The organism is Blastococcus sp. SYSU DS0619, from assembly GCF_054051035.1.
Genome location: NZ_JBJHAM010000003.1, coordinates 285188 through 307244, shown reverse-complemented (window position 1 = coordinate 307244; position 22057 = coordinate 285188). Strand labels below are relative to the sequence as shown.

At 74.3% G+C, this 22057-nt stretch carries 25 protein-coding genes; 14 read left to right on the top strand and 11 right to left on the bottom strand.

What is annotated here, in order from left to right; genetic code table 11:
• Window positions 1-32: 32 nt before the first annotated feature.
• Genes ACI79T_RS06385 through ACI79T_RS06375 form a run of 3 tightly spaced genes read left to right on the top strand, consistent with a single transcriptional unit; the run spans window position 33 to window position 1857 of the window.
• Window positions 33-1343 (top strand): cytochrome P450, encoded by a 1311-nt coding sequence (locus ACI79T_RS06385; protein ID WP_456609206.1) that lies wholly within the window; start codon window positions 33-35, stop codon window positions 1341-1343.
• Complete coding sequence (locus ACI79T_RS06380) at window positions 1340-1558, top strand: ferredoxin (RefSeq protein ID WP_456609205.1); 219 nt, start codon at window positions 1340-1342, stop codon at window positions 1556-1558. Before ACI79T_RS06385 ends, ACI79T_RS06380 begins: the two co-directional genes overlap by 4 nt.
• Window positions 1559-1566: 8 nt before the next feature.
• On the top strand, window positions 1567-1857 hold the full coding sequence (locus tag ACI79T_RS06375) for a GNAT family N-acetyltransferase (protein ID WP_456609204.1): 291 nt from the start codon (window positions 1567-1569) through the stop codon (window positions 1855-1857).
• A 41-nt stretch (window positions 1858-1898) separates the two neighbouring features.
• Here ACI79T_RS06375 and ACI79T_RS06370 read toward each other — a convergent pair whose 3' ends face one another.
• On the bottom strand, window positions 1899-2408 hold the full coding sequence (locus tag ACI79T_RS06370) for a VOC family protein (RefSeq protein ID WP_456609203.1): 510 nt from the start codon (window positions 2406-2408) through the stop codon (window positions 1899-1901).
• A gap of 106 nt (window positions 2409-2514) precedes the next feature.
• Between ACI79T_RS06370 and ACI79T_RS06365 the strand changes: the two genes are divergently transcribed.
• Entirely contained in the window at window positions 2515-3399 is an 885-nt protein-coding gene (locus tag ACI79T_RS06365) for a polysaccharide pyruvyl transferase family protein (protein ID WP_456609202.1), read from the top strand.
• On the opposite strand, the gene ACI79T_RS06360 is transcribed toward ACI79T_RS06365, so the two are convergent.
• A complete protein-coding gene (locus ACI79T_RS06360; protein ID WP_456609201.1) occupies window positions 3377-4255 on the bottom strand; it encodes a glycosyltransferase family 2 protein in 879 nt (292 codons plus the stop codon). The genes ACI79T_RS06365 and ACI79T_RS06360 overlap by 23 nt on opposite strands.
• A 128-nt stretch (window positions 4256-4383) precedes the next feature.
• Window positions 4384-4647 carry a helix-turn-helix domain-containing protein gene (locus tag ACI79T_RS06355; protein ID WP_456609200.1) on the bottom strand — a complete coding sequence of 88 codons (264 nt, stop codon included), beginning with the start codon at window positions 4645-4647 and terminating at the stop codon, window positions 4384-4386.
• A 46-nt stretch (window positions 4648-4693) separates the two neighbouring features.
• Between ACI79T_RS06355 and map the strand changes: the two genes are divergently transcribed.
• Together map and ACI79T_RS06345 are read left to right on the top strand one after the other, a co-directional pair.
• On the top strand, window positions 4694-5464 hold the full coding sequence (gene map / locus ACI79T_RS06350; RefSeq protein ID WP_456609199.1) for a type I methionyl aminopeptidase: 771 nt from the start codon (window positions 4694-4696) through the stop codon (window positions 5462-5464).
• A gap of 52 nt (window positions 5465-5516) precedes the next feature.
• A complete protein-coding gene (locus ACI79T_RS06345) occupies window positions 5517-5834 on the top strand; it encodes an antibiotic biosynthesis monooxygenase family protein (RefSeq protein ID WP_456609198.1) in 318 nt (105 codons plus the stop codon).
• Window positions 5835-5837: 3 nt separating this feature from the next.
• Here the strand turns inward: ACI79T_RS06345 and ACI79T_RS06340 are convergent, their stop codons facing one another.
• The 4 genes from ACI79T_RS06340 to ACI79T_RS06325 are packed head-to-tail and all read right to left on the bottom strand — an operon-like array spanning window position 5838 to window position 10558.
• Window positions 5838-6974 (bottom strand): cystathionine gamma-synthase, encoded by a 1137-nt coding sequence (locus ACI79T_RS06340; RefSeq protein WP_456609197.1) that lies wholly within the window; start codon window positions 6972-6974, stop codon window positions 5838-5840.
• Window positions 6971-8365: a cystathionine beta-synthase gene (locus ACI79T_RS06335; RefSeq protein WP_456609196.1), complete on the bottom strand. Its 1395-nt coding sequence runs from the start codon at window positions 8363-8365 to the stop codon at window positions 6971-6973. The genes ACI79T_RS06340 and ACI79T_RS06335 overlap by 4 nt, the downstream gene beginning before the upstream one ends.
• A gap of 41 nt (window positions 8366-8406) precedes the next feature.
• Window positions 8407-9579 carry a zinc-dependent alcohol dehydrogenase gene (locus tag ACI79T_RS06330; RefSeq protein WP_456609195.1) on the bottom strand — a complete coding sequence of 391 codons (1173 nt, stop codon included), beginning with the start codon at window positions 9577-9579 and terminating at the stop codon, window positions 8407-8409.
• 28 nt (window positions 9580-9607) lie between these two features.
• Window positions 9608-10558, bottom strand: coding sequence for an SRPBCC family protein (locus ACI79T_RS06325; RefSeq protein ID WP_456609194.1), 951 nt, complete (start codon window positions 10556-10558; stop codon window positions 9608-9610).
• Window positions 10559-10659: 101 nt separating this feature from the next.
• Here ACI79T_RS06325 and ACI79T_RS06320 point away from each other — a divergent pair, with 101 nt between their 5' ends.
• Complete coding sequence (locus tag ACI79T_RS06320) at window positions 10660-11697, top strand: aldo/keto reductase (RefSeq protein ID WP_456609193.1); 1038 nt, start codon at window positions 10660-10662, stop codon at window positions 11695-11697.
• Between the two features lie 12 nt (window positions 11698-11709).
• Here the strand turns inward: ACI79T_RS06320 and ACI79T_RS06315 are convergent, their stop codons facing one another.
• Window positions 11710-12933 (bottom strand): ROK family protein, encoded by a 1224-nt coding sequence (locus ACI79T_RS06315; protein ID WP_456609192.1) that lies wholly within the window; start codon window positions 12931-12933, stop codon window positions 11710-11712.
• Between the two features lie 78 nt (window positions 12934-13011).
• Here ACI79T_RS06315 and ACI79T_RS06310 point away from each other — a divergent pair, with 78 nt between their 5' ends.
• The 5 genes from ACI79T_RS06310 to ACI79T_RS06290 all read left to right on the top strand — a co-directional run bounded on the left by ACI79T_RS06310 (window position 13012) and on the right by ACI79T_RS06290 (window position 18345).
• Window positions 13012-14061 (top strand): sugar ABC transporter substrate-binding protein, encoded by a 1050-nt coding sequence (locus ACI79T_RS06310; protein WP_456609191.1) that lies wholly within the window; start codon window positions 13012-13014, stop codon window positions 14059-14061.
• 88 nt (window positions 14062-14149) lie between these two features.
• The gene (locus ACI79T_RS06305) at window positions 14150-15178 is read left to right on the top strand and encodes an ABC transporter permease (protein WP_456609190.1); all 1029 of its coding nucleotides are present in this window, start codon (window positions 14150-14152) and stop codon (window positions 15176-15178) included.
• Window positions 15175-15978, top strand: coding sequence for an ATP-binding cassette domain-containing protein (locus ACI79T_RS06300; protein WP_456609189.1), 804 nt, complete (start codon window positions 15175-15177; stop codon window positions 15976-15978). Before ACI79T_RS06305 ends, ACI79T_RS06300 begins: the two co-directional genes overlap by 4 nt.
• 59 nt (window positions 15979-16037) lie before the next feature.
• A complete protein-coding gene (locus tag ACI79T_RS06295) occupies window positions 16038-16886 on the top strand; it encodes a sugar phosphate isomerase/epimerase family protein (RefSeq protein WP_456609188.1) in 849 nt (282 codons plus the stop codon).
• A gap of 37 nt (window positions 16887-16923) precedes the next feature.
• Window positions 16924-18345 carry an FGGY family carbohydrate kinase gene (locus ACI79T_RS06290; protein ID WP_456609187.1) on the top strand — a complete coding sequence of 474 codons (1422 nt, stop codon included), beginning with the start codon at window positions 16924-16926 and terminating at the stop codon, window positions 18343-18345.
• Between the two features lie 209 nt (window positions 18346-18554).
• On the opposite strand, the gene hisN is transcribed toward ACI79T_RS06290, so the two are convergent.
• Together hisN and ACI79T_RS06280 are read right to left on the bottom strand one after the other, a co-directional pair.
• Window positions 18555-19337 carry a histidinol-phosphatase gene (gene hisN, locus ACI79T_RS06285; protein ID WP_456609186.1) on the bottom strand — a complete coding sequence of 261 codons (783 nt, stop codon included), beginning with the start codon at window positions 19335-19337 and terminating at the stop codon, window positions 18555-18557.
• A 52-nt stretch (window positions 19338-19389) separates the two neighbouring features.
• Complete coding sequence (locus ACI79T_RS06280) at window positions 19390-19572, bottom strand: DUF2795 domain-containing protein (protein WP_456609185.1); 183 nt, start codon at window positions 19570-19572, stop codon at window positions 19390-19392.
• A gap of 53 nt (window positions 19573-19625) precedes the next feature.
• Between ACI79T_RS06280 and ACI79T_RS06275 the strand changes: the two genes are divergently transcribed.
• Both ACI79T_RS06275 and ACI79T_RS06270 read left to right on the top strand, forming a co-directional pair.
• On the top strand, window positions 19626-20162 hold the full coding sequence (locus ACI79T_RS06275; protein WP_456609184.1) for a DUF2087 domain-containing protein: 537 nt from the start codon (window positions 19626-19628) through the stop codon (window positions 20160-20162).
• Window positions 20163-20287: 125 nt separating this feature from the next.
• Entirely contained in the window at window positions 20288-21067 is a 780-nt protein-coding gene (locus ACI79T_RS06270) for a hypothetical protein (protein WP_456609183.1), read from the top strand.
• Here the strand turns inward: ACI79T_RS06270 and rsgA are convergent.
• A complete protein-coding gene (rsgA, locus tag ACI79T_RS06265) occupies window positions 21061-22053 on the bottom strand; it encodes a ribosome small subunit-dependent GTPase A (RefSeq protein WP_456609182.1) in 993 nt (330 codons plus the stop codon). The two genes, ACI79T_RS06270 and rsgA, sit on opposite strands and share 7 nt — an antisense overlap.
• Window positions 22054-22057: the final 4 nt, after the last annotated feature.

Genomic DNA, 22057 nt, shown 5'->3' with positions numbered 1-22057 from the left:
GAGCACGAACGCCGCTCAGGGGAGGACCGCTCGTGTCCGTCGATGCCGCACCAGGAACCGTTCCGCCGCCGCGCAGGATGGGCGCCGCCGACCTCGGCATCGACCTGTCCGACCGGGACTTCTGGGTGCTCCCGCCGGCCGAGCGGCACGCCGTCTTCGATCGGCTGCGCCAGGAGCGCCCCTTCGCGTTCTTCGCCGAGCCGGAGCTCCCGATGATGGAGGTGGGGCCGGGCTACCACGCCGTCACCCGCTACGCCGACCTCGAGGCGATCAGCTGCCAGCCCGCCGTCTTCTGCTCGGGCGACGGCGCGGTCTCCATCCAGGACATCCCGGCCGACCTCAACGAGTTCTACGGCTCGCTGATCAGCATGGACGATCCGCGGCACGCCAAGATCCGCCGGATCGTGGCGAAGACGTTCACCCCGCGGATGCTCGAGCAGGTCGTGGACTCGGTGGCCGGCATCGTCGACGACGTCCTCGCCGAGGTACGCCGGAAGGCGGCCGAGGGGGACGGCACGTTCGACGTCGTCGCCGACCTCGCCGCACCCGTCCCGCTGCGGGTCATCTGCGACATGATGGGGGTGCCGGAGGAGGACCGGGCCATGGTCCTGACCAAGTCCACGGTGATCCTCTCCGGCGGCGACCCGGAGCTCGTCGAGAACGAGGAGGACCCGCTCACCGCGGTCCTCATGGCCGGCATCGAGCTGGCCGCGCTGATGGAGCGGCTGGCCGCCGAACGGGTGCAGCAGCCCACCGACGACCTCACCACCGCGCTGGTGACCACCGAGGTCGACGGCGAGCGGCTCACCCACCAGGAGATCGCGTCGTTCTTCATCCTGCTGCTGGTGGCCGGCAACGAGACGACCCGCAACGCCCTCTCGCAGGGCCTGCTGGCGCTCCAGGAGCACCCCGACCAGCGTGCCCGGTGGATGGCCGACCCCGGCCTCACCCGCACGGCGGTCGAGGAGATCGTCCGGTGGACCAGCCCGGTCACGTGGATGCGCCGTACCGCGACCCGGGACGGCGAGGTGAACGGCTACCGGTTCGCGAAGGGCGACAAGTTCCTGCTCTTCTACGCCGCCGCCAACCGCGACCCGGAGGTGTTCGCCGAGCCGCACCGGTTCGACCTGGCGCGGGACCCCAACCCGCACGTCGGCTTCGGGTCGAAGGGACCGCACTTCTGCCTGGGCGCCCACCTGGCCCGCCGGGAGCTGGCCGTGACCTTCGCCAAGGTGTTCGAGCAGCTGCCCGATCTCGAGGTCACCGGCCCGCCGGCGCGGCTGCGGTCGTCGTTCGTCAACGGGCTCAAGCGGCTCCCGGCCCGGTTGACGGGGTCCCGGTGATCCGGCTGGAGGCCGACCTCGAGCGGTGCGTGGGGGCCGGCGCCTGCGAGGCGCTGGCGCCCGACCTGTTCGAGGTGGGCGACGAGGGGACGGTCACGGTGCTGCGCCCCCACCCGGAGGGTGGCGAGGTGCGCGAGGCCGAGGACGCGGTGCAGCAGTGCCCGACCCAGGCGCTGCGGCTGGTCACGGAACAGCCGGCGCCCGCGTCCGGTTGACCCCTTCCATGGAGACCACCGTCACCGACGTCCCCGAGTCCGACCGCTTCGAGATCCGCGACGGCGAGCGCGTGCTGGGGGTGGCCGCCTACGAGCGTCGCGGCGAGACCCTGGTGTTCACCCACACCGAGGTCGACCCCGACGCCGGGCAGTCCGGTCTCGGCAGCACGCTCGTGCGTGCCGCCCTCGACGAGGTCCGGTCGCGCGGCGGGTCCGTCGTGCCCCGCTGCTCGTTCGTGGCCGGCTGGATCGACCGCCACCCCGACTACGCCGACCTGGTCGCCGACACCGACCGCTGAGCCGGGACCGGTGGGGCGGCCTCGCCTCCCCACCGGCCGTCTCACAGGACCGTCGAGCCGTACATCTCCCCGAGCGGGTCGGCGATCAGCTCGATGCGGGCACCGTCGGGGTCGCGGAAGTAGACCGAGACGCCGCTGTGCACCTCGTGCGCGACGCCGGCCTCGGTGAGCCGCTGCACCAGCTGCTCCCACCGCTGCGGGTCGACGCTGATGGCCAGGTGGTGCAGCCCGCCGAGCACCTCGGCGTACGGGCCGACGTCCAGACCGGGGAAGTCGAAGAAGGCCAGCAGGTTGCCGTTGCCGATGTCGAAGAAGAAGTGCGAGGACCCGGGGTAGTCGCGGTTCTCGATCAGCTCGGTCAGCGGGAAGCCCAGCACGTCCTGGTAGAAGCGCACCGTCCGCTCGACGTCGCTGCTGATCAGGGCGGTGTGGTGCAGCCCCCGCGCGGTCGACGCCGGCCGCTGTCCGGCGGGGCGCAGGTGCGCTTCCCGGATGCGGGCGCGCGCGGCCTCCAGCGCGGTCGGGTCACCGGCGTTCTCGGGGGTGCTCACTGCTGGGTTCCTCCTCGCTCGGGGTCGCTCACGCCGTCAACCGACGAGACGGTGATCTCGTTCCCCGCGCGTGCCGCCCGCACCCCCGGCTGCCAGGGTTGAGGGCATGCGCGTTCTCGTGGCCGGGTGGTTCAGCTTCGACGAGGTGATCGCCACCGTCGGCGACGAGCTGGGGGCCGACGCCGTGGTCGGCTGGCTGACCGAGCTCGGCATCGACCACGACGTCGCCTGGGCGCCGTACCTGGAGCGGGGCGTGCACTGGCGCGACGTCGACCCCGCCGACTACACGCACCTGGTCTTCACGACCGGGCCGGTCGGCGACCTGTCGCCGCTGCCGGAGCTGACCACCGCGTTCGCCGGTGCGCGGCGCTGGGCGGTGAACGTCTCCGTCGTCGACGACGTCGCCCGGACGATGTTCGACGCCCTGTGGGAGCGGGACGCCCCGGGGGTGACCCGGCCGGACTTCGCTATCGAGGCGCCGGCGATCGAGGGGCCGGCGCCGGAGGACCCGGTGCTGGCGGTCGCCTTCGCGCCGGTGCAGGGCGAGTACGGCGACCGCAGCCGGGCCGACCGGGTCCGCGGCGTGATCGAGGAGTGGCTGGCCGCGCGGGCCCTGCCCTGGTTCCCGATCGACACCGACCTGTTCGACAAGCCCCATCCCCGTCGCCCGGCGCAGGTGGAGGCGCTCCTGCGGCGGTGCGACGTCGTCGTCAGCATGCGGTTGCACGGCATGGTCCTCGGGCTCAAGCACGACCGGCCGGTGATCGCCTGCGACGCCGTCGAGGGCGGGGCGAAGGTGACCTCCCAGGCGCGGGCGCTGGAGTGGCCGCTGGTCCTCTCCGCGGACGAGGTGACGCCGGAGGCGCTCGACGCCGCGCTGGCGCGCTGCCTCGCGGGCGAGCTCACCGGCGCGGTCACCCGGGCCCGGGAGCGCGGCGCGGCCGGCAACGACCGCGCGCGCGAGTGGTTCACCCGGCAGCTGGGCCGCTGAGCGGGCGTTGCGCCAGCGCGAACCGGCGCTCGAGCTCCACCGGCACCGGCCGTCGCTGCCGCAGGGCGGCCGGCAACCGGCCGGCCCAGCCGCGCAGGGCGGCCCGGGCGGCCGGATCGGTCGCCGACCGGCGGGCCAGCCGGCCGGTGGCTGCCAGCGCGACCGGCAGGGGGCGGCGCAGCCAGTCGACCAGCAGGTCGTTGCGGGTCTGCAGCGCCCAGCGCTGCGGGGGGACGGTCGGGGGACCGGCCGGGTCGTGCCAGGCGACGACGTCGTCGGCGTAGCACTGCCGCCAGCCGGCCGCCGCGAGGTCCAGTGCCAGCAGGTGCTCCTCGCCGCCGAAGAAGAGCAGCGGCGAGAACCCGCCGACCGCCAGGTAGGCGTCGCGGCTGAGCACCGTGGCGAACGCCGGGTAGCTCAGCACGTCCGGGCCCGGGCCCCCCGGCGTCGTCCCGAGGACGGCGGCCCGGTGCTTGCGGGTGACCGCGTCGACCGACCCGTCCGCGGCCAGCCGCACCCGGCCGGCGAGCAGGGCGACCCCGGGATGGACGTCGAGCAGGTCGGCGGCCCGGTCGAGGGCGCCGGGCTCCCACCAGGAGTCGTCGTCGGCGAAGGCGACGTACGGGGTGCGGGCCCGCTGCACGCCGACGGTCCGCGCCACCGCCCCGCGGTTGCCCGACAGCTCCACCACCGCCACGTCGGGGTACCGGGCGCGGACGGCGGCCGCGGTGCCGTCCGCGGAGCCGTTGTCCACCACGACCACCGGCGGCCCGCCGGCCAACTGCGCCAGCGAGCGGAGCAGCGTCTCCCGGCGGTCGCGGGTGGCGACGACGACGGTCACGCGAGGGGAGGTCACCTGGTCCCCGTACCGTGCCGGCGTGATCCTCGAACACGGGCAGCGGCGAGCGTTGTCGCACCCCTGCGACGAGCCGTTCCCCACGGTCGGGCACGTCGAGACGGTGCTCACCGCCTGAGCGGTGCCGTTCAGGCGGACAGGGCGGTGCCGGCCTCGTCCAGCGCGCCGGCCAGCTCGTCGAGGGGCAGGTCCAGGGCGCGCGCGAGGGCGGCGACGGTGAAGAACGTCGGCGTCGGTACCCGGCCGGACTCGATCTTGCGCAGCACCTCGACGCTCACCCCGGAGGCCACGGAGACCTCCGCCGGGCTGCGGTCGCCGCGGGCGGAGCGGAGCAGCGCGCCCAGCCGGCGGCCGCGGTCGCGCTCGGCGGGGGTCAGCGGGGGGCGCACCATGGCCGTGATACTAATACCGGGATACCAATACCGGAAGGACGACGACGTGATCGAACTGCGCACCCCCGGTGAGATCGATGCGATGCGGGCCGCCGGCGCGGTCGTCGCCGACATGCACGCTGCGGTGCGGGCCGCTGCGGCGCCCGGAGTCCGGCTGACCCAGCTCGACGCCATCGCCCGTGACGTCCTGGCCGACGCCGGCGCCACCTCGCCGTTCCTCGGCTACGCGCCGTTGGCGACGACCCCGCCGTTCCCCGGCGTGCTGTGCCTGTCGGTCAACGACGTCGCGCTGCACGGCATCCCGACACCGGAGGTGCTCGACGACGGCGACCTGCTCAGCGTGGACGCCGGCGCGGTCCTGGACGGGTGGGTCGGGGACGCGGCGATCACCTTCCCGGTGGGCACGCCGCGGCCGGAGGACCTCGAGCTGGTGGCGACCACCGAGCGGGCCCTGGCGGCGGGCATCGCGGCGGCCGTCGTCGGCAACCGGGTGGGTGACATCTCCGCGGCGATCGGCGCGGTCGGCCGGGCCGGCGGGTGCGGGATCAACACCGACCAGGGCGGGCACGGCGTGGGCCGCACCATGCACGAGGCGCCGTCCGTGCCCAACGAGGGCCGGGCCGGTCGCGGGGTCCCGCTGCGCGCCGGGCTGGTGATCGCGATCGAGCCGTGGTTCCTCGCCGGCGGCTCCGACGACTACAGGGTGGACGCCGACGGCTGGACGCTGCGCAGCGCCGACGGCAGCCGGGCCGCGCACGTCGAGCACACCGTCGCCGTCACCTCCGACGGTCCCCGCATCCTCACCGCCCCGCGCTGAGCGCCGCCGGGGCAGCCCGGCGCGATGTCCGGCGGGCCGTACGGTGCACGCCGTGATCCTCGAGCACGCAGAGCTGTCCGTGACACCTGGCCGCGAGGCCGAGTTCGAGGCGGCGTTCCGGTCCGCTTCCCCGATCATCTCCGCGTCGCCGGGCTTCCGCCGGCTGCTGCTGTCCCGGTGCGTGGAGCGGGAGAACGTCTTCCTCCTGCTCGTCGAGTGGAACAGCCTCCAGGACCACACCGAGGGCTTCCGCGGGTCGCCGGGCTACCAGGAGTGGCGGCGCCTGCTGCACTCCTTCTACGAACCGTTCCCGGTGGTCGAGCACTTCCGCCCGCTGTTCATCGTCGGGCCGACCCCGACGGCGGTCTGAGGCTCAGCCCAGCGCCTGGTGCAGGTCCGCGAGCAGGTCGTCGGCGTCCTCGATGCCGACCGACAGCCGCACCAGATCCGCCGGAACCTCCAGCGGTGAGCCGGCGGCGCTGGCGTGGGTCATCCGGTGCGGGTGCTCGATCAGCGACTCGACGCCACCGAGCGACTCGGCCAGCGTGAACAGCCGGGTCCGCTCGCAGACCCGCAGCGCGGCCTCCTCGCCGTCCCGGAGCCGGAACGAGATCATGCCGCCGAACCCCGACATCTGCCGCGCCGCCGTCTCGTGGCCCGGGTGGCCGGGCAGCCCCGGGTAGAGCACGGAGGCGACCTCGGGCCGGCCCGCCAGGAACTCCGCGACCCGCGCCGCGTTGGCGCAGTGCCGGTCCATCCGGACGCCGAGCGTCTTGAGGCTGCGCAGCACCAGCCAGGAGTCGAAGGGGCTCGCGACCGCGCCCATCGCGTTGTGGTTGTACGCCAGCTGCTCGCCGAGGGCGGCATCCCGCGTGACGAGTGCGCCCCCCACCACGTCGGAGTGCCCACCCAGGTACTTCGTCGTCGAGTGCACGACGACGTCCGCGCCCAGGGTCAGCGGCCGCTGCAAGTAGGGCGAGGCGAAGGTGTTGTCGACGACGAGCAGCGCGCCGGCCTCGTGCGCGACCGCCGCAGTGCGCTCGATGTCGGTGATGTTCAGCAGGGGGTTGCTGGGGGTCTCGCACCAGACGACCCGCGTCGTGGGGCGGATCGCGGCGCGCAGGGCGTCGGCGTCGTCGAGGTCGACCGGGGTGTGCTCCAGGCCCCACTCCGACAGCACGCGGGAGATCAGCCGGAACGTGCCGCCGTAGGCGTCCCCACCCAGGACGACGTGGTCACCGGACCGGCAGGCGGTGCGCAGGAGGGTGTCCTCGGCGGCGAGCCCGGAGGCGAACGCCAGCGCCGTCGTGCCCTCCTCCAGCGAGGCCAGCGCCTCGTGCAGCGCGTTGCGGGTCGGGTTGCCGCTGCGGCTGTACTCGTAGCCGCCACGCAGGCCGCCGACGCCGTCCTGCTTGTAGGTCGTCGTCAGGTGCATCGGCGGGATCACCGCGCCGGTCGCCGGGTCGGGGTGCTGACCCGCGTGGATGGCGCGGGTGTCGAAGCCGGTCATCGCTCGACCGTAGGCGTCAGGCCGGCCAGGTGGCCGAGCACGTCCTGCCGGGTGACCACGCCGGCCGGCTTGCCGTCGACGTGCACGAGCAGCGCGTCGGCCGAGCCGAGCTGGGCCACCGCCGCGTGCACCGCCTCACCGGAGCCGACGATCGGCAGCGGCGGCGACATGTGCTTCTCCACCCGGTCGGCCAGCGAGGCGCGGCCGGCGAACAGCGCGTCGAGCAGCGTCTTCTCGTCGATCGAGCCGACGACCTCGCCGGCGGTCACCGGCGGCTCGGCGCGGACGACGGGGAGCTGGCTGACGCCGTACTCCCGGAGGATGTCGATGGCGTCGCGCACGGTCTCGTTGGGGTGGGTGTGCACCAGCGTCGGGGTGCTGCCGCCCTTGGCCTCCAGGAGCTCGCCGACCGTCTCGCCGCCGGTGGCCTCGAGGAAGCCGTAGTCGGCCATCCACGTGTCGTTGAAGATCTTGTTGAGGTAGCCGCGGCCGCCGTCAGGGAGCAGCACCACCAGGACGTCGTCCTTGGTCAGCCGCTCGGCCACCCGGAGCGCCGCGACGACGGCCATCCCGCAGGAGCCGCCCACCAGCAGGCCCTCCTCGCGCGCCAGCCGTCGCGTCATCGCGAAGGAGTCGCCGTCGGAGACCGCGACGATCTCGTCGGCGACGCCCTGGTCGTAGGTGGTGGGCCAGAAGTCCTCGCCGACGCCCTCGACGAGGTACGGGCGGCCGGTGCCGCCGGAGTAGACCGAGCCCTCCGGGTCGGCGCCGATGACCTGCACCCGGCCGCCGGAGGCCTCCTTGAGGTAGCGCCCGACGCCGCTGATGGTGCCGCCGGTGCCGGCACCGGTGACGAAGTGGGTGATCCGGCCCTCGGTCTGCGCCCAGACCTCCGGGCCCGTCGTCTCGTAGTGCGAGCGCGGGTTGAACGGGTTCGAGTACTGGTCGGGCTTCCAGCCGCCGGGCGTCTCGCGGGCCAGCCGGTCGGACACCGAGTAGTAGGAGCGCGGGTCGCTGGGATCGACCGCCGTCGGGCAGACGACGACCTCGGCGCCGTAGGCCTTGAGGACGTTGATCTTCTCCTGCCCGACCTTGTCGGGGCAGATGAAGATGCACTTGTAGCCGCGCTGCTGGGCGACCAGCGCCAGGCCGATACCGGTGTTGCCGCTGGTCGGCTCCACGATCGTGCCGCCCGGCTGCAGCTCACCGCTCGCCTCGGCGGCGTCGACCATGCGGACGGCGATCCGGTCCTTCACCGAGCCACCCGGGTTGAGGTACTCGACCTTGGCCAGCACCAGCGGCGCGTCGGGACCCAGGTGGCGGGTCACCGACGACAACCGCACCAGCGGGGTGTCGCCGACCAGGTCGACGACGGAGTCGGCGTACTGCACGGGGGGTGTCCTCCTCGGCCGGAGCGCGGCTGCGGGTGGGGTCAGGGCTTGAGGACCACCTTGTTGCTGCGGTCCTCCTTGTCGCGGAACATCCGGTAGGCCTCCGGGGCCTGCTCCAGCGGCAGCGTGTGCGAGACGACGAAGCTGGGGTCGATCTCGCCGTTGCGGATCCGCTCGTACAGCGGCTTCAGGTACCGCTGGACGTGGGCCTGGCCGGTCTTCACGGTCAGCGACCGGTTCATCAGCGAGCCGATCGGGAACTTGTCCATCAGCCCGCCGTAGACGCCGACGATCGAGACGGTGCCGCCGTTCTTCACCGCGAGGATCGCCTCGCGCAGCGCGTGCGGCCGCTCGGTCTCGCTCATCGTGGCCTGCTTCGCGCGGTCGTAGGCGTTGATCGCCGCGTTCGGGTGGTGGGCCTCCATGCCGACGCAGTCGATGGCGGCGTCGGGTCCGCGGCCGGCGGTCAGCTCCTGCAGGGCGTCGAGGACGTCGACGTCCTCGTAGTTCAGGACGTCGGTGGCCCCGGCCTCGCGCGCCTTGTCCAGCCGGTAGCCGAACCGGTCGATGGCGATGACCCGCTCGGCGCCGAGCATCCTGGCGCTGGCGACGGCGAACTGCCCGACGGCTCCGGCGCCCCAGACGGCGACGACGTCCCCGGGGGAGATGTCGCAGGCGTCGGCGCCCATGAAGCCGGTCGGGAAGACGTCGGTGAGGAACAGGACCTGCTCGTCGGTGAGGTCGTCGTCGACCACGAGCGGGCCGACGTCGGCGAAGGGAACCCGGGCGTACTCGGCCTGGCCGCCGGGGTAGCCGCCCATCATGTGCGAGTAGCCGAAGATGCCGCAGGGGGAGTGGCCCATGAACTTCTCGGCGATGCGGGCGTTCGGGTTGGAGTTCTCGCAGACGGAGAACAGGCCCTGGCGGCAGGAGTTGCAGCTGCCGCAGGCGATGGGGAAGGGGACGACGACCCGGTCGCCCACGCGCAGGTTGCCGACGCCCTTGCCGACCTCGACCACCTCGCCCATGAACTCGTGGCCGAGGATGTCGCCCCTGCGCATCGTCGGGATGAAGCCGTCGTAGAGGTGCAGGTCGGAGCCGCAGATCGCGGTCGAGGTGACCTTCACGATCGCGTCGCGGTCGTTCAGGAGCTGCGGGTCGGGGACCTCGTTGACCTCGATGTGGTTCTTGCCCATCCACTGGGTGGCGCGCACGGGGGTGTCCTTCCGGAGACGGGGCGGGTCAGGAGCGGGGAGCCGCGGGGCGCTGGGCGGCGAGCCGCCCGGCCCGCACGCCCTCGGGGGTGGCCTCGGAGCGGACGACCTGGCCGGTCTCGAGCACCTGCTTGAAGCGGGTCAGGTCGTCGCGCACCTGCTGCTCCGGCGACTGGCCGAACATGCCGGCGACGACCTTGCCGAGTCGGCCACCGGGCTGGGCGTAGGCCAGCCGGACCCGCACCTCGGTGCCCCGGTCCCCGGGTGCCGGGCGGAACTCCACCGAGCCCGCGTTCTCGATGCCGGCGCCGGGGAGCGACCGCCACCGGATGCGCTCGCCCGGCGAGTCCTCGACCACCTCGGCGTCCCACTCGACGGTCCGCCGGCCCGGGGCCTCGGCGACCCAGTGCGAGCGGGTGCCGTTGGCGACGGTGCGCACCTCGCGCACGTGGGCCATGAACTCGGGCAGCCGGGAGAAGTCGCGCCAGTGGTCGTAGACCTCGCGCGGGTCCCTGCTCACCGTGGTCGCCGACGAGACGTCGATCGCGCTCTTCCACGGGGCCGAGGAGGGCAGCAGCTCCCGTGCGGGCCCGCGGCTGCCGGCGCGGCGGGAGCGCGCGGCGGTGAGCAGGTCCAGGGCGGCCAGGCCGGCGACGGCGACCGTGGCGTTGCGCAGCCGGCGCCCTCTCTCCCCGCTCCGGGAGGAGAGGGCGACACCCATCGCGGACAGGTCGACGGCGTCACCGGCCACCCGGGTCCAGGCCCAGCCGGGGCGGCCGGCCAGCAACGGCAGGGCGTGCACCAGCTCGCGGGCGCCGACCAGCGGGATCAGCTGCAGCGCGGTCGCCGAGTCGTCGACACCGGAGAACCGGGCGACGCCCCTCGGGTCGCGGAGCATCGCCACCCCCAGGCCGGTGCTGGCCAGGCCCAGGACGCGGGCGGTGCGGCGCAGGCCGGGACGGTTGCGGCTGGAGCTCATCAGGTCCTCCGGTTCGATCGGTGCTCCGAGCGGCTACCCGGGGGCCACCTGCGGAAACCGGCGGTGGCGGGCGCGCCGGGAGGCGGACGAGGATGCGGGGCATGCCTTCCTCGTCGCCCTCGCCCGTCGGTACCCGCTCGCTCGGCCGGGAGGGCCTGACGGTCTCCGCCCTCGGGCTGGGCTGCATGGGCATGAGCCAGATGTACGGACCGGCCGACCGGTCCGAGTCCCTGGCCACCGTCCACCGGGCGCTGGACCTCGGTGTCACGTTCCTCGACACCTCCGACGTCTACGGCAGCGGCCACAACGAGGAGCTGGTGGGCGAGGCGATCGCCGGCCGCCGGGACGAGGTGCAGCTGGCGACCAAGTTCTCCCTGGCCCGCACCCCGGACGGGGGCATGACCATCGACGGCCGGCCGGAGAACGTCCGGGCCTGCGCCGAGGTGAGCCTGCGCCGGCTGGGTGTGGAGATCATCGACCTCTACTACCAGCACCGGGTCGACCCGCGGGTGCCGATCGAGGACACCGTCGGCGCCATGGCGGAGCTCGTCGCCCAGGGCAAGGTCCGGTACCTCGGGCTGTCGGAGGCCAGCGCCGCCTCGATCCGCCGGGCCGTCGCCGTGCACCCGATCGCCGCCCTGCAGAGCGAGTGGTCGATGTGGACGCGCGACCTGGAGGTGGCCGGGGCGGGTGGTGACACCGTCCTCGGCGTGGCCCGCGAGCACGGGATCGGGATCGTGCCGTTCAGCCCGCTGGGTCGGGGCTTCCTCACCGGGGCGATCACCGACCCGGCCGACTTCGCCGACGACGACTGGCGCCGCGGCCACCCGCGGTTCTCCGGCGAGGCGTTCGCGGCCAACCTTCGGCTCGTCGACGCGGTACGCGAGCTCGCCGCCGTCAAGGGCGTGTCGCCCGGTCAGCTGGCGCTGGCGTGGGTGCTGGCCCAGGGCGACGACGTCGTCCCCATCCCGGGCACCAAGCGCCGCAGCTACCTGGAGGAGAACGCCGGGGCCGCCGCCGTCGAGCTGACCGCCGACGAGCTGGCCCGGCTGGACCTGATCGCCCCTCCCGGGGTGGCCGTGGGGGGCCGGTACACCGACAGCTCCTACGCGTACGGGGACAGCCCGGCCGCGGGGTGAGCCGCCGGCGGGTCAGGCGCTGACCGAGCGCGTCAGCGCCTGGCTGTCGGTGAGCACGCTCTCGGCGAGCCCGCTCGCCAGCCCGATGACCCCCGCATCGCCGTCGAGCTCGCTGTGCACGATCTGCAGCTCGCGGGTGGCCAGCGGCAGGGAGCGCTGCGCGACGCGTTCCCGGATCCCGGCCAGCAGGTGCTCACCGGCTTTGCCCAGCTGGCCGCCGACGACCACGACGGACGGGTTCAGCATGCTCACCACCTGGGCCACGCCCGCGCCGAGCACCCGCCCGGCCTGGCGGACGGCGGCGATGGCCTGCCAGTGGCCCGCCGCCACCGCGTCGATGAGCCCGTCCACCCCGTCGACCGGGGAGGCGGTCCGGGAGAGCTCCTCGACCAGGGCCCAGCCCGACGCGTAGGCCTCGATGCACCCCACCTTGCCGCAGCGGCACAGCGGCCGGCCGCCCTGGCGGGCGGTGGCTCCCGCGGTGCTGTCCGGCTCCACGTCGGCCCAGGTGTGCCCGAGGTCGCCCGCCGATCCCTGAGCGCCGCGGACCACCCGGCCGTTGCTGATGATCCCGGTCCCGACCCCGGTACCGACCTTCAGGAAGAGCAGGTCGTCGACGTCGGGGTGCACCGCGGTGCGCTCGCCGACGGCCATGGCGTTGACGTCGTTCTCCACCAGGACGGGGGCGTCGAACCGTCGCTGCACCAGCGGTGGGACGGCGACGCCGTCCCACCCGGTCATGATCGGCGGGGAGATCACGCGTCCGGTCGCCGCCTCGATGGGGCCGGGGAGGCTGACCCCGACTCCCCAGACGGGCATCGGCGGCAGGTCGCTGCGCAGCCGGTCGAGACCGTCCAGAGCGGTGCCGAGCACCGGATCGGGGCCCTCGGCGACGCTCGACGTGGCGTCGCTCCGGGCGAGGACGGTGCCCGCGAGGTCGCACACCGCCAGGCGCATGCCGGAGGCGCCGATGTCGGCGACGAGCAGCTGGCCACGGGACGGATCGAACCGGAACCGCGTCGCCGGCCGCCCCCGGCTGCCGATCGACAGCCCCGCCTCGGCCAGCAGCCCGGCCTCGACCAGGCTGTCGATCCTCGCGTTCACCGTCACGCGGGCCCAGCCGGTGCGCTCGCCGACCTCGGCCCGGGTGAGCGGCGCACCGGAGCGGAAGTGTTGCAGCAGTGCTGCGACCCCGGGCTCGATGACCCCACGGCCCATGATCTCCGGTCCGGCCAACTCGTCACCGCCTTTTCGTATGTTGACAGCACTGTAACCGGTACTTAATGTCTTGCACCAGCCATAAAGGAGGCCGCAATGACGCTCTCGTCTCCCCGGATGAACCGGGTCCTCACCGCCGTCGTCGCCGGATCGGCCACGGTCACCCTGCTCGCCGCCTGCGGGAGCGACTCCGCCGGGTCGGGCTCCGGCTCGGGCTCCGGTGACGGAGCCGACCAGCCGGTCGCCGCCGTCATCAAGGGCCTGGACAACCCCTTCTTCCAGGCCATGGAAGAAGGGATCGAGACGGCCGCGGACGACGCCGGCGTCGACGTCGAGGTGCAGGCCGCGCAGAGCATCACCGACACCACCGGGCAGGCCGACCGGCTCAGCACCCTCGCCCAGCAGGACTTCGGCTGCTACATCGTCAACCCGATCTCGGGCACCAACCTGGTCCAGGGCCTGGCGCAGGTGGCGCGGCAGGACGTGCCGATCGTCAACATCGACAGCCCGGTCGACGCCGAGGCGGCCGAGGAGGCCGGCGCCGACATCGCCACCTACATCGGCACGGACAACACCGAGGCCGGCGCCAAGGCCGGCGAGACGATGATCGAGGCGATCGGCTCCGGCCAGGTGGCGGTCATCGGGGGCATCGCCGGTGACGTCACCAGCGGCGCCCGGGTGGACGGCTTCACCGCGGCCGTGGACGGCACGCTCGAGGTGGTGCAGACCGTCGCCGCCGACTGGGAGCGCCAGCGGGCGCTGACCGCGGCCACCGACATCCTCGCCGCCAACCCCGACCTCGCCGGGTTCTTCGCCGCCAACGACGACATGGGGCTGGGCATCGCCCGCGCGGTCGCCAACGCCGGGCGCACCGGTGAGATCGCGATCATCAGCGTCGACGGCAACCAGGAGGCGCTCGAGGCTGTGCAGGCCGGCGAGCTGACCGCCACCGTCGCGCAGTACCCGTACGCCATCGGCCAGATGGGCGTCGAGGCCTGCGTGGCAGCCGTCTCGGGGGCCGAGCTGCCCGAGACCGTCACGGCCCCGACCGCCGTCGTCACCCAGGACGTCGCCGAGCAGGCCCTGGCGGCGTTCCCGGCTCCGTTCGAGGAGTTCGAGGACCCGCTGGCCGACCTGGCCGGCTGAGCCTCGGCCGGGCCGGGGCGGACCGCCCCGGCCCGGCCGGGACCGCCGTTCCACCGGCTGCCGCCTGCCGTAGGAGAGGAATCCCGTCGTGACCGCCATCAACCACAGTCCGGCCGAGTCCGCGCCGGACGACGCGCCACCGCCCGCACCGGACGGGGCCGGCCAGGACGCCTCCCGGCGCTCGCTGGGCAACCGCCTCGCCGCGGCGCCGTGGGCCGAGCTCGCCGCACCGGTCGGCCTGGTCGTCCTGGTCGTCGTCTTCGGCCTGCTCACCCCGACCTTCCTCACCGGCGGCAACATCGAGGCCATCCTGCTGGCCAGCGCGATCCTGGTCGTGCTGGCCGTCGGGCAGACCTTCGTGGTCGCCACCTCGGGGATCGACCTCTCGGTCGCCTCCTCGATGACCCTGGGTGCGGTGGTCCTCGGCCAGTTCGCCGCCGCCGGGGTCAGCATCTACCTGGCCTGCCTCGCCGGGATCGCCGCCTCCGCGCTCGTGGGCCTGGTCAACGGCCTGCTCGTCGCCCGCGGCCGGATCACCGACTTCATCGTCACGCTGGCCACGCTCTCGGCGGCCTCCGGGCTCGCGCTGATCATCGCCGACGGCAGGCCGCAGCCCGTTCTCGACGGCTTCCTGCTCGCGATCGCCGCCGGCGGGCTCGGTCCCGTGGCCTGGCCCGTGCTGGTCGCCGTCGTGGTGGCGGTCGTGGCCCACGTCGTCCTCTTCCACAGCCGCTTCGGGCTGCGGCTGCTGGCGACCGGTGGCTCGGAGGAGGCGGCTCGCAAGACCGGCGTGCACACCGTCCGCATCAAGATGGCGGCGTACGTGATCTCCGGCGTGCTGGCCGGGATCGCCGCCATCCTCCTGGTGGCCCGGGTCGGGGCGGCGGAGCCGGCGAGCAACACCAGCTTCCTGCTCAACTCGGTCGCCGCGGTCGTCCTCGGCGGAGTCAGCCTGTTCGGCGGGCGGGCCACCATCGCCGGCCCGGTCATCGGCGCGGTCCTCCTGACCGCGCTGGTGAACGGCCTGACCCTGGTCGGGCTGTCGCAGTTCTACCAACCCCTCGCCGTCGGTGTCGTCGTCGCCGCGGCCGCCTTCCTGACGAGGTTCTCGCGATGACCACCGACCCGACCGCGCCGACCGGCACCCCGGCTCCCGAGGTGGCTGCCAGCCCCGGCGACGAACTCCTCGTGGCGCGGAACCTGCGCAAGGCCTTCGGCAGCGTGCAGGCCCTCAAGGACGGCAGCATCACCGTCCGGCGGGGGACCGTGACGGCCCTGATCGGCGACAACGGCGCCGGGAAGTCGACCCTCGTGCGGTGCCTGTCCGGCGTGCACGCCCCCGACGCCGGCGAGCTGCTGTTCGACGGCCGTCCGGTGCGGTTCTCCGTGCCGGAGCAGGCCCAGGCGGCGGGCATCGAGACCGTCCACCAGGACCTCGCCCTGGTGGAGGAGCTCACCGTCTGGCAGAACCTCTTCCTCACCCGGGAGATCACCAGGGGGCTGGGCCCCATCCGGCTGCTGGACCGCCGGGCGATGCGCGAGCGGGCGCGGGAGCTGGTCGGTTCCCTCGCCATCAACGTGCCCGGCGTGACCCAGCGCGTCAAACGGCTCTCCGGCGGGCAGCGGCAGGCCGTGTCCATCGTCCGGGCCGCCGGGTGGGGGTCCCAGATGGTGATCATGGACGAGCCCACGGCCGCGCTCGGCGTCCAGGAGACCGCGCGCGTCGAGGAGCTCATCCGCGACCTGCGCTCGCGCGGGCTGACGGTGCTGCTGATCAGCCACAACTTCGACCAGGTGCTGCGGCTGGCCGACGAGGTCTGGGTCATGCGGTCCGGCCGGAGCGTCGCCCACCGCCGGACCGAGGGCACGACCGGTGAGGACCTCGTCGGCCTCGTCACCGGCGCCATCACCGCCTGACCCACCGTTCGCGGCCGCTCCCGGCCGCGACTTCCCGTACAGCTGAGAGGAACTCTTCCGTGAACCCGCTGGGTGTGCACGCCCTGGTCTGGACCGGCGACTGGACGCCCGAGTCCGCGCGTTTCGCCATCGAGTCGACGCGCGAGACCGGCTTCGACCTGATCGAGATCTCCCTGCACGACACCGCCTCGTTCGACGCCGCCGGCACCCGGCAGCTGCTCGCGGACAACGGCCTCGGCGTCGCCTGCTCGCTGGGCCTGGCCCCGGACGCCGACGTCTCCAGCGAGGACCCGGCCGTGGTCCAGCGCGGTCGTGACCTGATCGCCGCGGCGCTGGAGTGCGCCGCCGACGTCGGGGCCTCGCACCTGTGCGGCGTCCTCTACAGCGACCTGCGCAAGTACATGGCGCCGGTCTCGGAGAAGGGGCGGCGCAACGCCGTCGAGGCGATGGCCTGGCTGTCGGAGCAGGCGGCCGGTGCAGGCATCACCCTGGCGCTCGAGGTGGTCAACCGGTACGAGACCAACGTCGTCAACACGGCGGCGGAGATGCGGGACTTCGTCGCGGAGACCGGGCGGCCGATCACGCTGCACCTGGACACGTACCACATGAACATCGAGGAGAACGGCTTTGTCGCCCCCGTCGAGGAGACCGGCGACCAGCTCGGCTACGTGCACATCGGCGAGTCGCACCGCGGCTACCTCGGCAGCGGCACCATCGACTTCGACGGCTTCTTCGGGGCGCTGAAGGCCACCGGCTACACGGGGCCGGTGACGTTCGAGAGCTTCTCCTCCGCGGTGGTGGCGCGGGAGCTCTCCAACAAGCTCGGTGTCTGGCGCAACCTCTGGGACGACGGCCGAGACCTGGCCACCCACGCCCGGGCGTTCATGGCCGAGCGGCTGGCGCGGTGACGGCCCCCACCACCGCCACGGCCTGAAGGAGGCAGCGATGGCTGACGTCGTCCTCGGTGCGGACCTCGGGACCAGCGGGCTGAAGCTCGCGGCCGTGGCTCCCGACGGGGAGATCGTGGCCGAGGCCGAGGTCGACTACGCCGTCGACGCCCCGCAGCCGGGCTGGGCGCAGACCGAGGTGGGCACCTGGACGGCGGCGCTCGAGGAGGCGTCCGCGCGGATCGCTCCGGCGCTGGACGGGCACCGGGTGCGCGCGCTCGGGCTGTCCGGGCAGATGCACGGCGCCGTGCTGGTCGACGCGGTCGGCCGGGCGCTGACCCCTGCGCTGCTGTGGCCGGACCGGCGGGCGACCACCGAGCTGGCGCGGTGGCGGGCCCTGCCCGCGGCCGACCGCGCCGCGCTGGCCAACCCCCTGGTGCCGGGGATGACCGGGCCGCTCGCGGCCTGGTGGGCGGCGCACGAGCCGGAGCTCGTCGCCCGTGCCGCGGCGGTCGTGCTCCCCAAGGACGCGCTCCGGGCCGCCCTCGTCCCGGGCACCGACCCCCGGGTCACCGACCGCAGCGACGCCTCCGCCACGCTGCTCTGGGACCTGCCGGGGGATCGCTGGTCGGTCGCGGCGACCCGGGCCGCCGGGCTGCGCCCGGACCTCCTGCCCGCCGTCCGGCCGGGCACCGACCTGGTGGGGACGACCCGGCTGCCCGTCGGCGAGGTGCCCGTCGTGGTCGGCGGTGCCGACACGCCGCTCGCGCTGCTGGCCGCCGGCACCACGGCCGGGGTGCAGGTGAACCTCGGCACCGGCGCGCAGCTGCTGCGGCCGGGCTGGACGCCGGAGCCCGTGGACGCGCCGCTCGTGCACGGCTACGCCGATGCGACGGGGTCCTGGTACGCGATGGCGGCGCTGCAGAACGGCGGGCTGGCGTGGTCCTGGGTGCGGCAGGTGCTCGGCCTGTCGTGGGAGGAGCTGCTGGCCGCGGCTGCGGACACGCCCCCCGGGGCCGGCGGCGTCGTCTTCCGGCCCTTCCTGACCGGCGAGCGCGGCGGGGTGGCGGGCGCGGCCGAACGCGGGAGCTGGACCGGTCTGCACGCCGGCACGAGCCGTGCGGACCTCGCCCGCGCGGCCGTCGAGGGCGTCGTCCTCGCCGTCGGTGCGGCGCTGGAGCTCCTCGCCTCCCCGGATGACGACGCCCCCGTGGTGCTCACCGGCGGGGGCGCCCGCTCGCCGTTCGTGCAGCAGCTGCTCGCCGACGTCCTCCGGCGTCCGGTGCGTCACCTGCGCCTGCGCAGCGCCTCCGCGGTCGGCGCCGCCCAGCTCGCCGGCCGGGGCATCGGCATCGAGGTGACGCCTCGCCGCGACGTCGGCCCGCTCGTCGAACCCCGGTCCGACCCGGAGCTGGACCGTGCGGCCGAGCGCTGGCGGTCGGCCACCCCGGGTCCGGGCGGGGAGCCTGCGCGCTCCTGAGCCACCGTCCGTCCCGCCGGCCGGGTGTCCTCGTGCCCGAGGCCGTGCCGGCGTCAGGCGGTGCCCTCTGGCCTGAGTCCGTCCGCAGTCCGCTCCTCGCTCGCTGCGGTGCTCCCCCGGCCGTCGTCAGGCGGTGCCCTCTGGCCTGAGTCCGTCCGCGGTCCGCTCCTCGCTCGCTGGCGCTCGCTGCGATGCTCCCGCGGCCGTCGTCAGGCGGGGCTGGGCCGGCCGCCGGTCCGCAGCTGCTCGAGGGCGGCGTCGTGCAGCTTGCCGTTGGTGGCCAGGGCGCTGCCGCCGGCCGGCCCGGGGGCGCCGTTCACGTCGGTGAACCGGCCGCCGGCCTCGCGCACGATCACGTCGAGGGCGGCGAGGTCCCAGATCGACACCTCGGGTTCGCAGGCGATGTCCACCGCGCCCTCGGCCAGGAGCACGTAGCTCCAGAAGTCGCCGTAGGCGCGGGTGCGCCACACCGAGCGGGTGAGGCCGAGGAACCCGTCGAGCCCGCCCCGCTCCTCCCAGCCCGACAGGCTGGAGTAGCTGAGGCTGGCGTCACCGAGCCGGGCGACCTCCGACACCCGGCAGCGGGTGGCCGACTCCAGCCGGCGCCCGGTCCAGGCACCGACGTCCTTGGCCGCCCACCAGCGCCGGTTCAGCGCCGGCGCCGAGACCAGGCCGACCACCGGCTCGTCGCCGTCGAACAGCGCGATCAGCGTGGCCCACACCGGCACGCCGCGCACGAAGTTCTTCGTGCCGTCGATCGGGTCGAGCACCCAGCGGCGGGACCCGTGGCCGGTCGTCCCGTACTCCTCGCCCAGCACCGCGTCCCGGGTGCGGGCCCGGCTCAGCGTGATGCGCAGCATCTCCTCGACCGCCCGGTCGGCGTCGGTGACCGGCGTCAGGTCGGGCTTGGTCTCGACCGTCAGATCCTGCGCCTTGAACCGCTCCATGCTGATCGAGTCGGCCTGATCGGCCAGCACGTGTGCCAGCCGCATGTCCTCTGAGAAGCCCCGACCCGACGTCATGGGCACCCAACCTAGCGGGCGGTCAGTCGAAGACGGCGGAACTGACCCCGCTCGGCCCCTCGTACTCGCGGTCGTCGATCTTCTTCAAGGCGTCGAGCACCTCCTGGTCGCCGCCGTGCGACTCCGCGTGCTTGACGATGTCGTCCTTGCCCGCGGGGTAGTCGATGCCGGACAGGGCCTTCTGGATGTCGATGGGGCTCACCATGGTCCGGGTCCTACCCGGCACCCGGGCACCGATGCACGGATACCGTCGGGTGCGTGGACGCAGCGACGATCGCGGGGCTGCTGGCCGACCCGGTTCGGCTGAAGGTGGTCGCCGCCCTGGCCCTCGGCGCCACCACGATCGAGGAGGTGGCGGCCGCCTCCGGGCTCTCGCTGAAGGAGGTCGCGCTCGCGGCCCGGCGGCTGGCCCGGGCGGGGCTGGTCGACCGCGACGGGCACTCCCTGGCGCTGCACGCCGAGCGGTTCGGCGCGGCCGCCCGCGCGGCTGCGGAGGCGGCGCCGGCCGCAGAGCCGCTGTCGGACGACCCGGTCGAGAACGGGGTGCTCACCACCTTCGTCCGCGACGGCCGGCTGGTGTCGATCCCCGCCCAGCGGAGCAAGCGGCTGGTGGTCCTCGACCACCTGGTGCGCGTGTTCGAGCCGGGCGTCCGCTACCCCGAGCGCGAGGTGAACGCGCTGCTGGCCGTCTGGCACCCCGACGTGGCGGCGCTGCGCCGGTACCTGGTGGACGAGGGGCTGCTCAGCCGGGAGGCCGGGGTCTACTGGCGCAGCGGCGGCTACGTGGAGGTCTGAGGAGGCCCCTCCACTCGATCCCGACCCGCCGTGGCGTCCCGGGCGGTCGACAGCACGACGAGTCGACGAGCCGTGGTGTCGACAAGTCGCTCGTCACCGAGCGCCCGGCCGCGCAGACTGGCCGGGTGCTCACCCCGTCGGCCGATGCCTTCGCCGCCCTCGCGCGCTCGTCGCCGTGGCGGTGGACGACGCTGCGCTTCACGGTCTCCTGGCCGGGCAACCCGTGGCAGACGACGCCGGTGCGGGCGTGGCTGCGCCGGCCCGACGCCCTGCGGGTGGAGACGCCGGACGGGGAGCTGCTGCAGGCAGGCCGCACGTCCCGCCCGCGGATCGGCCTCCTGACGGTGGGGGGTGGCCGCACCGTCGAGCTGCCCTGGCCGCTCGAGGACGGGGCGCCGGCCCCGGTGCGGCGGCCGGACGGCCTGGTGGCCCACCGCCCGTCGCAGGGGGACCTCTCCTTCGACGACCCGATGTACCAGAACTACGCCTGGGTGGCGATGCTCGACCCCGCCGAGCTCGCCGATCCGGGCCTGGACGCCGAACCCGACGAGGCGCCGCTGCTGCTGGACACGGTGACCGCGACCGAGCACGGCGGGCGTCCGGCGTGGGAGGCCGTCGTCCGCACGACGCCGGCGTACGAGCCGCGCTGCGGGTGCTGCCCGCTGCTCCGCTCCCGGGACGTGGACCTGCTCGAGTACCGGGACCACCCGGAGCACGTGCTGGCCGCCTACCCCACGGCGCACCGGGTCCGCCTGGACGTGCAGACGGGGGTGTGCGTGCTGACCGAGGCCGTCGGGGGAGACGTGGCGGGGCAGGGCCACGACCTGCGCATCGAGGCGGTCGACGAGCCGATGGCCGACGACCTGTTCACCGAGCCGCGGCGGAGCTGGTTCCGCCGTCAGTAGCCGGGGCCGACCTGGCCGACCGCACCGAGCAGGACCCGCAGGGCGGTCAGCTGCTCCTGCCGGCGCGGCGGGCCGGCGGCCGCCCACGCGTCGAGGGCGCAGTCCGGGTCCTCGGCGGTGTGCCCGCAGCCGGGCGGGCAGTCGGTGGCGGCCTCGGCGATGTCCTCGAACGCGGAGAGGACGTCGTCGGCGGTGACGTGCGCCAGGCCGAACGAGCGGATGCCGGGGGTGTCGATGACGGTGCCGCCGCCGGGGAGGTCGAAGAGCACGGCGGACGACGACGTGTGCCGGCCCTTGCCGATCTTGCTGACGTCGCCGGTGGCCCGGAGCGCATCGGGCACCAGCCGGTTGACCAGCGTTGACTTGCCGACGCCGGACTGGCCGACGAAGACGCTCATCCGGTCGCGGAGCCGGCCGACCAGGTCCTCCAGCGGGAGCTCACGGGACATCGGCACCGCGTCCAGGCTCAACCCGGCGTAGCGGTCCAGCAGCGGCTTGGCCGATGCGAGGTCGGTCTTGGTGAGGCACAGCAGCGGCTCGAGGCCGCCGGCGTAGGCGGCGACCAGGCAGCGGTCGAGGAAGCCGTACGCGGGCTCGGGGTCGGTGACCGAGGTGACGACGACGAGCAGGTCGGCGTTGGCCACGACGACCCGCTCGGTGGGGTCGGTGTCGTCGGCGGTGCGGCGCAGCGACGTCGCCCGCTCCTCGATGACCACGATCCGGGCGAGGGTGTCCGTGCGCCCGCTGGTGTCGCCCACGACCCGCACCCGGTCGCCGACGACGACGCCGTGCCGTCCCAGTTCCCGGGCGCGCATGGCGGTCACGTCGACGGCGCCGCCGTCCGGGCCCTCGACCCGCACGGTCATCCGCCCGCGGTCGACGGCGATCACCAGCCCGGGGACGGCGTCGGCGTGGGTGGGGCGGGTGCGGGTCCGGGGGCGGGAGCCGCGGCGGCTCGGCCGGACCCGGACGTCGTCCTCGTCCATCCGC

Coding starts and splice junctions, on each gene's coding strand:
- ACI79T_RS06290 (WP_456609187.1), top strand. CDS start 16,924: ATGGCTGACGTCGTCCTCGGTGCGGACCTCGGGACCAGCGGGCTGAAG.
- ACI79T_RS06375 (WP_456609204.1), top strand. CDS start 1,567: ATGGAGACCACCGTCACCGACGTCCCCGAGTCCGACCGCTTCGAGATC.
- ACI79T_RS06340 (WP_456609197.1), bottom strand. CDS start 6,974: ATGACCGGCTTCGACACCCGCGCCATCCACGCGGGTCAGCACCCCGAC.
- rsgA (WP_456609182.1), bottom strand. CDS start 22,053: ATGGACGAGGACGACGTCCGGGTCCGGCCGAGCCGCCGCGGCTCCCGC.
- hisN (WP_456609186.1), bottom strand. CDS start 19,337: ATGCGGCTGGCACACGTGCTGGCCGATCAGGCCGACTCGATCAGCATG.
- ACI79T_RS06280 (WP_456609185.1), bottom strand. CDS start 19,572: ATGGTGAGCCCCATCGACATCCAGAAGGCCCTGTCCGGCATCGACTAC.
- ACI79T_RS06310 (WP_456609191.1), top strand. CDS start 13,012: ATGACGCTCTCGTCTCCCCGGATGAACCGGGTCCTCACCGCCGTCGTC.
- ACI79T_RS06325 (WP_456609194.1), bottom strand. CDS start 10,558: ATGAGCTCCAGCCGCAACCGTCCCGGCCTGCGCCGCACCGCCCGCGTC.
- ACI79T_RS06355 (WP_456609200.1), bottom strand. CDS start 4,647: ATGGTGCGCCCCCCGCTGACCCCCGCCGAGCGCGACCGCGGCCGCCGG.
- ACI79T_RS06365 (WP_456609202.1), top strand. CDS start 2,515: ATGCGCGTTCTCGTGGCCGGGTGGTTCAGCTTCGACGAGGTGATCGCC.
- ACI79T_RS06320 (WP_456609193.1), top strand. CDS start 10,660: ATGCCTTCCTCGTCGCCCTCGCCCGTCGGTACCCGCTCGCTCGGCCGG.
- ACI79T_RS06300 (WP_456609189.1), top strand. CDS start 15,175: ATGACCACCGACCCGACCGCGCCGACCGGCACCCCGGCTCCCGAGGTG.